This window comes from Phascolarctobacterium faecium DSM 14760, from assembly GCF_003269275.1.
Lineage (GTDB): Bacteria > Bacillota > Negativicutes > Acidaminococcales > Acidaminococcaceae > Phascolarctobacterium > Phascolarctobacterium faecium.
This window is the reverse complement of record NZ_QLTS01000001.1, coordinates 643,923-652,671: the sequence shown is the minus strand read 5'-3', so window position 1 is coordinate 652,671 and position 8,749 is coordinate 643,923. Positions and strand designations below refer to the sequence as shown.

The following is an 8,749-nucleotide window of genomic DNA, read 5'->3' as shown; positions in this document are numbered from 1 at the left end:
TGAATGGCAAAGCAAAAATATGAAAGAACAAAACCGCATGCTAATATCGGCACCATCGGTCACGTAGACCATGGTAAAACAACCCTGACCGCAGCAATCACCAAAGTATTGGCTTCTAAAGGCGGCGCAGAATTCATGGATTACTCCATGATCGATAAAGCACCTGAAGAAAGAGAACGCGGAATCACCATCAACACTTCCCACGTAGAATATGAAACAGCAACCCGCCACTATGCACACGTAGACTGCCCGGGCCATGCCGACTATGTAAAAAACATGATCACCGGCGCAGCACAAATGGACGGAGCGATCCTCGTAGTATCCGCAGCAGACGGCCCGATGCCGCAAACTCGTGAGCACATCCTTCTTGCTCGTCAAGTAGGCGTACCTGCAATGGTAGTGTTCCTGAATAAAGCAGATATGGTAGACGATCCGGAACTGATCGAATTAGTAGAAATGGAAGTACGTGAACTGCTCTCCAGCTACGACTTCCCCGGCGACGACATTCCTGTAGTAGTAGGGTCTGCACTGAAAGCACTTGAAGGCGACGCAGCATACGAAGCAAAAATCATGGAACTGATGGACGCAGTAGACGCATACATTCCTATTCCGGAACGCGCAACTGACAAACCGTTCCTGATGCCTGTAGAAGACGTATTCACAATTACCGGCCGTGGCACAGTAGCAACAGGCCGTGTAGAACGTGGTATCATCAAAGTAGGCGACAATATTGAGATCGTAGGAATGACAGAAGAGAAAAAAGCAACAGTAGTAACGGGCGTAGAAATGTTCCGTAAATTACTGGACGAAGCAGTAGCAGGAGACAACATCGGCTGCCTGCTGCGTGGTGTAGACCGTAAAGATATCGAACGCGGTCAAGTACTTGCAAAACCCGGCAGCATCCATCCGCACACAAAATTCAAAGCAGAAGTATATGTACTGACGAAAGAAGAAGGCGGCCGTCATACACCGTTCTTCAACGGCTATCGTCCGCAGTTCTATTTCAGAACAACAGACGTAACCGGCGTAACTGAATTACCGGAAGGTATTGAGATGGTAATGCCTGGCGATAACGTAACCATGGACGTAGAGCTGATCACTCCGATCGCAATCGAGCCTGGTCTGCGTTTTGCAATTCGCGAAGGCGGCCGTACTGTTGGCGCCGGCGTTGTTGCTGCTATCAACGAATAAGTAAGAGAGCGATAACTTGGTTTTCTGCTAAGACCGGTCCGACATAGACCGGTCTTAGCATATTTTTGAAAGTTTGTTGACATAGAGTGTTAACTGTGGTACTCTATATTAGTGAAATTTTGTGATTGGTAATCTATGAGTAAGAGAGGTGTTAAATATGCGCAGTTTAGTTACCATGGCTTGCACTGAGTGCAAACAACGCAACTATCAAACCAACAAAAACAAAAAGAACGATCCTGATCGTATCGAACTGAATAAATATTGCAAGTTCTGCAAAAAACACACTTTACATAAAGAAACTAAATAATTTTTGTTAACGTGTGATTTAGTATCAGGTATTCAAGCAAGGATGTGAAAAAATGGCCGTTCCGGAAACTACGGGTGTGAAGAACGCAGGCGGTATTACACGCTTTATGCGTGAAACTAAAGTAGAACTGAAAAAAGTAACCTGGCCTACCAAACAAGAGCTTATTGCTAATACTGCAGTGGTTTTGATTGCGGTTGTTATTTGTGCAGCATTGATTTGGGTCATTGATTCCTTCTTCAATGTTGTTTTTCGCTTGATTTTGCAATAAGGCTGCGTAAGGAGGAAAGGGAAGCTTCCCTAATCATTAATATGGAATCAGAAAAACGTTGGTATGTAATCCACACTTATTCCGGTTATGAGAATAAGGTAAGCGCAAATCTGGAACGTAAAGTTCATTCCTTGGGTATGGAAAATGAAATTTTCCGTATTGTGATACCTATGGAAAATGAGGTTGAAGTAAAAGACGGTAAAAAACGCAGCGTCCAGAGAAAGGTTTTTCCTGGTTATGTGCTTGTAGAGATGATTGTAAATGATCGCTCTTGGTATGCTGTGCGTAATACACCGGGTGTGACCGGCTTTGTCGGTTCCGGTACTAAACCGATTCCTTTGACTGATGAAGAAGTCAAACAGATCATGCGCTCCATGGGCGTAGAAGAAAGCCGCCCCAAAATTGATTTACAATTACAACAGATGGTTCGTTTGAAAACTGGTCCGTTTGCCGGCTGTGTCGGCAGCGTTTCTGAAATCAATGAAGAACGTGGTAAACTGAAAGTTCTGGTTAGCATGTTCGGACGCGAAACACCTGTTGAGATTGATTTTACTCAGGTTGAAGAAGCTGAATAATAAGGAGGTGTAATAAATGCCGAAAAAAGTCGTAAAAATGGTAAAATTACAGGTACCGGCTGGTAAAGCTACTCCGGCTCCTCCTGTAGGCCCTGCACTTGGCCAAGCTGGTGTAAACATCATGGCTTTTGTTAAGGAGTTCAATGAACGTACTGCTCAACAAGCAGGTTTGATCATTCCGGTAGAAATTACCGTATTTGAAGATCGTTCCTTTACTTTCATTACAAAAACTCCTCCGGCACCGGTTTTGCTGAAAAAAGCTGCTGGTCTGGAAAAAGGTTCCGGCGAACCAAACAAAAAGAAAGTTGCTCAATTGAGCCGCGATAAAGTTCGCGAAATCGCTGAAGCTAAAATGGCTGACCTGAATGCTGCTGATATCGAAGCTGCTATGAGAATGGTAGAAGGTACTGCGCGCAGCATGGGTATAACCATCGTTGACTGATTTATAGTCGACTATTTATGTGGGAGGAATTATCCGTTTGTACCACAAGGAGGAAAGTTTAATGGCAAAATTTGGTAAAAAATATCAAGACGCTTTGAAACTTATCGAAGCCGACAAATTCTATGCTCCTAAAGAAGCAGTAGAATTAGTTAAAAAAACTTCTGTTACTAAATTTGACAGCACTGTAGAAGTTGCTTTCAAATTAGGCGTAAATCCTAAATACGCTGACCAACAAGTTCGTGGTGCTCTAGTTCTTCCTCATGGCACTGGCAAATCTAAATCTGTTTTAGTATTTGCTAAAGGCGCTAAAGTTCAGGAAGCAGAAGCAGCTGGTGCTGACTATGTAGGCGGCGAAGAATTGGTTGCTAAAATCCAAGGCGGCTGGACTGATTTCGAAGTCTGCGTTGCAACTCCTGATATGATGGGTGTTGTAGGCCGTTTGGGTAAAATCCTCGGTCCTAAAGGCTTGATGCCTAACCCGAAGGTTGGTACAGTTACTATGGATGTAACACGTGCTATCAACGAAATTAAAGCCGGTAAAATCGAATATCGTACTGATAAAGCTGGTAATGTTCAAGCTCCTATTGGTAAGGCTTCTTTTACCGAACAACAACTGTTGGAAAACTACATCACTTTGGTCGATACTCTGATCAAAGTAAAACCGTCTGGTGCAAAAGGTCAGTATATTAAATCTATAACTGTATCTACCACTATGGGCCCTGGCGTAAAAATTGACGTTTTGAAAGCTAACAGCGACAAATAAGATTTTTGATGTAGTAACAACTTTATAAATCAGAAGATAATCGGGCCATAGACAGCAGGTGCGGTAACGCATAAGTAGAAATACACCTGCCGAGGCTGGAGACGATGAAGATAGACCTTCGCGACCTCCGGCTTAGGCCGAGAGGTCTTTTTGATTTTATAAAATCATTTTTTAAGAAGGAGGTGTGATGCATGGCAGTTATTAGACCTGAAAAAGCAGCTAAAGTTGCTGAGATCAAAGAATTGCTGACAGCTTCCAAGTGCACTATTCTGGTTGATTTTTGCGGTTTGACCGTAGCTCAGGATACAGCATTTCGCCGCAAAATGCGCGAAGCTGGCGTCAAATATGGCGTTGTAAAAAATACAATGCTGCGTATTGCTGCAAATGAAGCCGGCATCGAAGGTTTAGAGCCTGTATTGGAGAAAAACACTGCAATTGCAGTTGCTCCTGAAGATCCCGTTGCTGTAGCAAAAATTATTTGCGATTTCGCAAAAGAAAACAAAGCTCTGACTATCAAAGCTGGTGTACTCGACGGTCAAGTTATCGACGAAGCTGCAATTAAAGCTTTGGCAGAACTTCCGCCGAAAGAAGTCCTCATTGCAAAAATGCTGGGCAGCATGAATGCTCCAATCAGCGGTTTTGTCAATGTACTGCAAGGTACTATCCGCAACGTTGTTTATGCACTCGAGGCTGTTCGTCAGCAAAAAGAGTCCGCATAAGCAGTGTGTCTAACCAAGCAAGTTAAAACAAAAAATAAAACATTTGAATTTATGGAGGTATATATAATGAACAAAGAACAAATCATCGAAGCTATTGAATCTATGACCGTACTCGAACTTTCCGAATTGGTAAAAGCTCTGGAAGAAAAATTCGGCGTATCCGCTGCTGCTCCTGTAGCTGTAGCTGCTGCTCCTGCTGCTGGCGGCGCTGCTGCTGCTGAAGAAAAAACTGAATTTGACGTAGTTTTGACTTCCGCTGGCGCTGGCAAAATCAACGTTATCAAAGTTGTTCGTGAAGCAACTGGTCTTGGCCTGAAAGAAGCAAAAGAAATCGTTGACGGCGCTCCTAAAGCTGTTAAAGAAAAAATCTCCAAAGCTGACGCTGACGCTTTGAAAGCTAAACTTGAAGAAGCTGGCGCTTCCGTAGAATTGAAATAATTTCAATTAGAACTTTAATAAGCTTCCTGTTTTGCAGGAAGCTTATTTTTTATTTTATTACTTGCTATTGACAATAGAAAAACTTTGTGATATCATAATAAACTACAGTAAATAAATGAATTGCAGGTATTTTGATAACGGTCACGATGGCTCAGTGGTTGGGAATCGTGTACTGCTCATACGGTAAAGATGAAGTTCGTTCATCGAAGACAATACGCAAGGTCCTTGAGACAATCTGGAACCTTGCTTTTTTTGTCATTCGTGAAACGGGCTGAGTTTGGCCTGCCTGACAAAATATGAAGGGGTGAGGGATTACATGTTTAAACCGGTTCCCTTAGGCGATAGGACTCGGTACAGTTATGCCAGAATCAATGAAGTATTACCAATGCCTCATTTGATTGACATCCAAAGAAAATCGTATGAGTGGTTCATGCGAGAAGGTCTTTGCGAAATTTTTCATGACATTTCTCCGATCAAGGATTTTACAGGTAATTTAGAACTTTCGTTTGAGGGCTTTACGTTAGGGGATCCTAAATATAGCGTTGAAGAATGTAAAGAGCGTGATGCTTCTTACTCGGCACCATTAAACGTAAACGTTCGCTTGCTTTACAAAGACACCGGCGAGATCAAAGAATCTAAAGTTTTCATGGGTGATTTTCCACTGATGACTGAAACCGGTACTTTTATTATCAACGGTGCTGAACGTGTTATTGTCAGCCAGTTGGTTCGTTCTCCAGGCGTATACTACAATGTATCCATGGATCCCAGTGGTAAAAAAATGTATGGTACTACTGTTATTCCAAACCGTGGTGCCTGGATTGAATTTGAAACAGATGTTAATGATGTTATTTATGCTCGTGTAGATCGCACCAGGAAATTACCTGCTACGGTTTTACTGCGTGCTTTGGGTTTATCCAGCAATGCTGAGATTTTGGCATTGTTCGGTGAGCATCCTTCCGTTTTGGCAACTTTGGAACGTGATGCAACTACCAATCGCGAAGAAGCTTTAATTGAGATTTATAAGAAACTGCGTCCAGGCGAACCGCCTACTTTGGAAAATTCTACGCAGTTGATTGAAGCTACATTTTTTGATAATAAGCGCTATGATCTTGCCAGTGTAGGTCGTTATAAACTCAATAAAAAATTGGGCTGGCGCCGTCGTTTGCTGGATAAGGTTCTTGACGCACCGCTTGTTGATACTTCTACCGGAGAAATTATTCTGCCGGCAGGTACTAGAATTGATGATAAAGCTATTGATATCATCGAGCAAAGTGAAATTTTCAGCGGCGTAGGATTGAAAGAGGTTTTCATCCGCGTAAAAGAACAAGTACTGAAATTAATCTGTACTGCTGATATTCCCGAAAAACACCGTACTGTAACCGTAGAAGACGTTTTGGCAGCTTTTGGTTATCTGCTCAACCTGATGGATGGTTTAGGTACAGGCGACGATATTGACCATTTGGGTAACCGTCGTGTACGTAGTGTCGGAGAATTATTACAAAATCAATTCCGGATCGGTTTAGCCCGTATGGAACGTGTTGTTAAAGAGCGCATGACTATCCAAGACGTAGATGTAATCACGCCGCAGGCTTTGATTAATATTCGTCCTGTTGTTGCGGCAATTAAAGAATTCTTTGGCAGCAGTCAGTTGTCTCAGTTTATGGATCAGAATAACCCGTTAGCTGAGTTAACACATAAAAGGCGTCTGTCTGCACTTGGTCCTGGTGGTTTGAGCCGCGAACGCGCCGGTTATGAAGTACGTGACGTACATCATTCTCATTATGGTCGTATGTGTCCTATCGAAACGCCTGAAGGTCCTAATATTGGACTTATAGGTTCTTTGTCTACCTTTGCTATTATCAATAAATATGGTTTTATGGAAACGCCATATCGTAAGGTTGATAAAGAAGAGGGACGTGTTACTGACGAAATCGTTTATCTGACGGCTGATGAAGAGGACGAATATATTTGTGCCCAGGCCAATGAACCGCTTGATGAAAACGGTTATTTCTTGGGTGAACGTGTTACGGCACGTTATCTGAATGAAGTTTTGTCTTTGCCTCCGAATCAGGTTGACTATATGGACGTTTCTCCGAAACAGGTTGTATCTATTGCTACGGCGCTGATACCGTTCTTGGAAAACGACGATGCGAACCGCGCATTGATGGGTGCTAATATGCAGCGTCAGGCTGTGCCGCTTTTATGTACGCAGTCGCCTGTTGTTGGTACTGGTATGGAATATAAGGTCGCCGTTGACTCTGGCGTATGCGTACTTGCTAAACGTGCGGGTATTGTTGAGCGTGTTGTTGGCAATGAAATCCGTGTACGTGCGGAAGATGGCAGTGTTGATGTTTATGAACTTTTAAAATTTAAGCGTTCTAATCAGGGAACTTGTGTCAATCAGCGTCCTATCGTCAATAAAGGCGATAAAGTAGTTGAGAAGCAGGTGCTGGCAGATGGCCCGGCGACTGATCATGGTGAATTGGCGCTTGGACACAATGTAATTGTTGCTTATATGCCGTGGGAAGGCTATAACTACGAGGATGCTATTTTGCTGAGCGAAGATCTGGTCAAAGCGGATATCTTTACATCTATCCATATCGAAGAATATGATTGTGATGCCCGTGATACTAAGCTTGGCCAGGAAGAAATTACCCGTGATATTCCCAACGTTTCCGAAGAAGCATTGAAAGATCTTGATGAACGCGGGATTATCCGTATCGGAGCAGAAGTACGTCCTGGCGATATCCTTGTTGGTAAGGTTACGCCGAAAGGCGAAACTGAGCTGACTGCAGAAGAACGTTTGTTGAGAGCCATCTTTGGTGAAAAAGCCCGCGAAGTTCGTGATAGCTCGCTGCGTGTGCCACATGGCGAAGCTGGTAAAATTGTCAGCGTTAAAGTATTTACCCGTGAAAACGGCGATGAGCTGCCGCCTGGTGTAAATGAACAAGTTCGTGTGCATATCGCGCAAAAACGTAAGATTTCTGAAGGCGATAAGATGGCAGGCCGCCATGGTAATAAGGGTGTAGTTTCCCGCATCATGCCGCGTGAAGATATGCCGTTTCTGCCAAGCGGAGAGCCGGTTCAAATCGTATTGAATCCTTTGGGCGTACCTTCCCGTATGAATATCGGACAGATTTTGGAAACTCATTTAGGCTGGGCTGCACGCGCTCTAGGCATGCAGATTGAAGCCGGTGCTGAAGGTTTGGCTGATCGTTTTGAGAAAGCCGGTTATGATGTTGAAAAATATGGAATGCCTGAAACTGTAGAAATCGATAAGTTCGGTGAAGAAAGCATCAAAGCAATGAAGATGTCCGTACCTGTTTTTGACGGTGCTCATGAAGAAGATATGAATGCTACTCTTGATTTGGCTGGAGTAGATCCGAGTGGTAAAACAAGGTTGTATGACGGTCGTACAGGTGAACCTTTTGATAACAAGGTTACAGTTGGCTGCGTATATATGCTGAAGTTGCATCACTTGGTTGACGACAAGATACATGCCCGTTCTACCGGTCCGTACTCTTTGGTTACCCAACAGCCTCTTGGTGGTAAAGCTCAGTTTGGCGGGCAACGTTTTGGTGAGATGGAGGTTTGGGCCCTGGAAGCTTATGGTGCCGCTTATACTCTGCAGGAAATTCTCACAGTCAAATCTGACGATGTTGTGGGCCGTGTAAAAACTTATGAAGCTATTGTTAAGGGTGAGAACGTTCCTGAACCTGGTGTGCCCGAATCCTTTAAAGTTCTTATCAAAGAGCTGCAAAGTATCGGTCTCGATATTAAGGTGCTCAATGAAGACGAAGAAGAGATTTCCATGCGCGACAGTGATGATGATGTCACTGAAACTGCACGTGACCTCGATTTGAACATCGACGGCGAGATTCCGGCTGTTGCTGCTGTTGAAACAGATGAATATACTGTTGATGAAAATAGCGTTGAAGATGCGGAATTTGATTTAGTTGCAGATATTGGCAACTTTAACATGGAAGCTAAAGATGAGTTGGACGGAGATGTAAATAACTCCGACGATATTGAATAGAAGGGAGCGA

General features: G+C 43.5%; 9 protein-coding genes and 1 other annotated feature. All 9 genes read left to right on the top strand.

Going from position 1 to position 8,749, the window contains the following annotated elements; all coding sequences use genetic code 11:
* The first annotated feature begins 3 nt into the window (after positions 1–3).
* The 9 genes from tuf (at position 4) to rpoB (ending at position 8,739) form a co-directional block, all read left to right on the top strand.
* Positions 4–1,191 carry an elongation factor Tu gene (gene tuf, locus C8D73_RS03185; protein WP_113077255.1) on the top strand — a complete coding sequence of 396 codons (1,188 nt, stop codon included), beginning with the start codon at positions 4–6 and terminating at the stop codon, positions 1,189–1,191.
* A 157-nt stretch (positions 1,192–1,348) separates the two neighbouring features.
* Positions 1,349–1,498 carry a 50S ribosomal protein L33 gene (gene rpmG, locus C8D73_RS03180; protein WP_021717071.1) on the top strand — a complete coding sequence of 50 codons (150 nt, stop codon included), beginning with the start codon at positions 1,349–1,351 and terminating at the stop codon, positions 1,496–1,498.
* Positions 1,499–1,550: 52 nt separating this feature from the next.
* Positions 1,551–1,766, top strand: a complete 216-nt coding sequence (secE, locus tag C8D73_RS03175; protein ID WP_021717070.1) for a preprotein translocase subunit SecE — start codon at positions 1,551–1,553, stop codon at positions 1,764–1,766.
* Positions 1,767–1,807: 41 nt separating this feature from the next.
* The gene (gene nusG / locus C8D73_RS03170; RefSeq protein WP_021717069.1) at positions 1,808–2,341 is read left to right on the top strand and encodes a transcription termination/antitermination protein NusG; all 534 of its coding nucleotides are present in this window, start codon (positions 1,808–1,810) and stop codon (positions 2,339–2,341) included.
* 16 nt (positions 2,342–2,357) lie between these two features.
* Positions 2,358–2,783, top strand: a complete 426-nt coding sequence (gene rplK, locus C8D73_RS03165; RefSeq protein ID WP_021717068.1) for a 50S ribosomal protein L11 — start codon at positions 2,358–2,360, stop codon at positions 2,781–2,783.
* A gap of 61 nt (positions 2,784–2,844) precedes the next feature.
* Positions 2,845–3,546: a 50S ribosomal protein L1 gene (rplA, locus tag C8D73_RS03160; RefSeq protein ID WP_021717067.1), complete on the top strand. Its 702-nt coding sequence runs from the start codon at positions 2,845–2,847 to the stop codon at positions 3,544–3,546.
* Positions 3,547–3,573: 27 nt separating this feature from the next.
* Positions 3,574–3,708, top strand: a sequence feature (ribosomal protein L10 leader region).
* Between the two features lie 29 nt (positions 3,709–3,737).
* Positions 3,738–4,265 carry a 50S ribosomal protein L10 gene (gene rplJ, locus C8D73_RS03155; RefSeq protein WP_021717066.1) on the top strand — a complete coding sequence of 176 codons (528 nt, stop codon included), beginning with the start codon at positions 3,738–3,740 and terminating at the stop codon, positions 4,263–4,265.
* Positions 4,266–4,331: 66 nt separating this feature from the next.
* Complete coding sequence (gene rplL / locus C8D73_RS03150) at positions 4,332–4,703, top strand: 50S ribosomal protein L7/L12 (RefSeq protein WP_021717065.1); 372 nt, start codon at positions 4,332–4,334, stop codon at positions 4,701–4,703.
* 316 nt (positions 4,704–5,019) lie between these two features.
* The gene (rpoB, locus tag C8D73_RS03145; protein ID WP_113077264.1) at positions 5,020–8,739 is read left to right on the top strand and encodes a DNA-directed RNA polymerase subunit beta; all 3,720 of its coding nucleotides are present in this window, start codon (positions 5,020–5,022) and stop codon (positions 8,737–8,739) included.
* Positions 8,740–8,749 lie beyond the last annotated feature (10 nt).